This is a genomic window from Streptomyces lunalinharesii (genome assembly GCF_039532155.1).
GTDB lineage: Bacteria > Actinomycetota > Actinomycetes > Streptomycetales > Streptomycetaceae > Streptomyces > Streptomyces lunalinharesii.
In genome coordinates this window covers 1-2481 of record NZ_BAAARK010000098.1, presented here as the reverse complement: position 1 = coordinate 2481, position 2481 = coordinate 1, and the positions used below count along the sequence as shown (strand labels likewise).

2 protein-coding genes are annotated in these 2481 nt (G+C 71.9%); one reads left to right on the top strand and one right to left on the bottom strand.

The genetic code is table 11. The features are described 5' to 3' along the window. Positions 1–108: 108 nt before the first annotated feature. Positions 109–1074, bottom strand: coding sequence for a LysR family transcriptional regulator (locus tag ABD385_RS41050; protein ID WP_344585360.1), 966 nt, complete (start codon positions 1072–1074; stop codon positions 109–111). A 75-nt stretch (positions 1075–1149) separates the two neighbouring features. Here ABD385_RS41050 and ABD385_RS41045 point away from each other — a divergent pair, with 75 nt between their 5' ends. Continuing rightward, positions 1150–2184, top strand: a complete 1035-nt coding sequence (locus ABD385_RS41045) for a DMT family transporter (protein WP_344585358.1) — start codon at positions 1150–1152, stop codon at positions 2182–2184. The last annotated feature ends 297 nt before the right edge of the window (positions 2185–2481 follow it).

The following is a 2481-nucleotide window of genomic DNA, read 5'->3' as shown; positions in this document are numbered from 1 at the left end:
GGGGGGGGGGGGGGGGGGGGGGGGGGGGGGGGGGGGGGGGGGGGGGGGGGGGGGGGGGGGCCAAGGGAGGGCAACGCGCCTCCCCCACCCACCCCCCACCCCCTCCCCTCACCCATCACCCCCACCCGGAGGCCGTCCACCCCCGCCCGCCGTCATCGTCTCCGCCTCCATCGCCTCCACCGCTTCCCCCGCCTTCCGCAGCGCCACCACGGCTGCCCGGATCGACGGCCTGCGGTCGGCGTCCGCCCGCCAGATGGCATAGACGTGCCGCCGCATGGGATGACGCACTGGCACCACGCTCACCCCGTCCGGGACCGGCCCACGCCCCAGCCGAGGCGCTACCGCAACGCCCAAGCCGGCCGCGATCAGCGCGAGTTGGGTGTGGTGCTCCTCCGCCATGTGCGTGATGCGGGGCTCCACGCCCTTGCCGCGCAGGGTGAACATCAACCAGTCGTGGCAGAACTCCGCCTGCGGCCAGGAGATCCACTCGTCGTCCGCGAACTCCTCCAGCTCCACGAACTGCCGCCCGGCCAACGGGTGGCCCGACGGCATGGCCACATCGGACGGATCGTCGAGCAACGGCGCCTTCGCCAGCCCGTCGGGAAGCGACAACGGGCGGTTGTACCAGTCCAGGACGACGGCCACATCGAGGTCACCTCGCACCACGCCGCGCACCGAATCGTCCGGTTCGATTTCCCGCAACCGTGGGCGGAGCTGCGGGTGTTCGGCACGCAGCGCGGCGAGCGCCGTCGGGAACAGCCCGCGCGCCGCGGTCGGGAACGCCCCCATCCTCAACTCCCCCACCGGCTGACCGCGATGAGCCTCCAGGTCGGCCTGCGCCAGCTCCACCTGGGACAGGATCCGGGCCGCATGATCGGCGAGCAGCCGTCCGGCATCGGTCAGTCGGATCCCCCGCCCGTTCTTCGCCAGCAGTTGCTGGCCCGTCTCGCGTTCCAGTTTGGCGATCTGCTGGGAGACCGCCGAGGTCGTCACGTGCAGTCCTTCGGCGGCCGCACTGACCGAACCGTGCCGGGCGATCGCGGACAGCGTCCGCAGACGATCAAGGTTCAACATGTAAGCAATGCTAAGCGGTATCTGCCATTAATTCTCGCTTGTGCTACGAATTTGAATCCCGGCATCTTAGATGCCATGAGCACCACCGACGCGCCCGCCGCGCCCGCCACCTCCACCGATGCACCGCCCCCACCCGGCCTCAACACCGGACCCGGCCCCGGCACCGCGCCAGCACCCGCCTCAACCACCAGGGCCTCGGTCGCCACCGCCCCCCAGGACGGGCCCGCACGCCGCACCGTCGCCTGGCGGGTCCGATTCGCCGTCCTCTGCCTGGTGTGGGGCTTCAGTTTCCTCTTCATCAAGGTGGGCACCGAGGGATTCGCCCCGCTACAGGTCACACTCGGCCGAGTGGCGTTCGGCGCGCTGGTGCTACTGGTATTCCTCGCGATCAAGCGGGAACGACTCCCGCGCTCGGCCCGGACCTGGGGTCATCTCGCGGTCGCCGCGTTCCTCCTCAACGCGCTGCCGTTCTCGCTCTTCGCCTACTCCGAGCTGACGATCCCCTCGACCCTGGCCAGCATCTGCAACGCCACCTCGCCGCTGTGGGGCATGGCACTGTCGGTCGTGGCCCTCTCGGAGGACCGGCCCACCCGCCGCCGCGTCGCCGGGCTCGGCATCGGCTTCCTCGGCGTGCTCACCGTCCTCGGCGCCTGGCAGGGCTTCTCCGGCACCGACCTCACGGGCACCGCCATGGCGCTGGGCGCCTCGCTCAGCTACCCCATCGGCTGGATCTACGTCCGCCGCACCCTGGCCCGCGACCAGCACTCGCACCTCGCCATGTCCAGCACCCAACTGCTGCTCGCCACGGCCCAACTCGCGGTGGTCACGGCGCTGTTCACACCGATGCCGACGTCGTTCCCGCTCGTCCCCTTGCTGGCCGTCTTCGCCCTGGGCGCCCTGGGTACCGGCGTCGCCTTCCTCCTGCAGTACGGGCTGGTCGCGGAGGTCGGGCCGACCACCGCGCAGATGGTCACCTACTTCATCCCCGTCATCGCCACCGCGTCCGGCGTGGCGCTCCTCAACGAGCACCTGACCTGGAACACCCCACTGGGCGCCCTCATCGTCCTGGCCGGCGCCGCCCTCACCCAGAGCAAGCCCCGCACCCCGTAGCCGCTCACGACCGCCCCACCCCACCGCGAACTCGAACCAAAGCCACAGGCGACACCGAGACGCCGACTCCGGCGCCGAACCACCAGCCCCACATCAAAATCCGCCGACGCACGCCCCGGCCCCGAGCCCCCTCGGGGCCCACCGCTTCCCCAGCACAGCGCCACCCCACTCCGCTGACGCTCCACACCCCCATCAACCCACCCCATGGGACCACTTGCACGCCCCTCGACCTCCCCCCTTCCCTCTCCCCCGGCCCCCCCCCCCCCCCCCCCCCCCCCCCCCCCCCCCCCCCCCCCC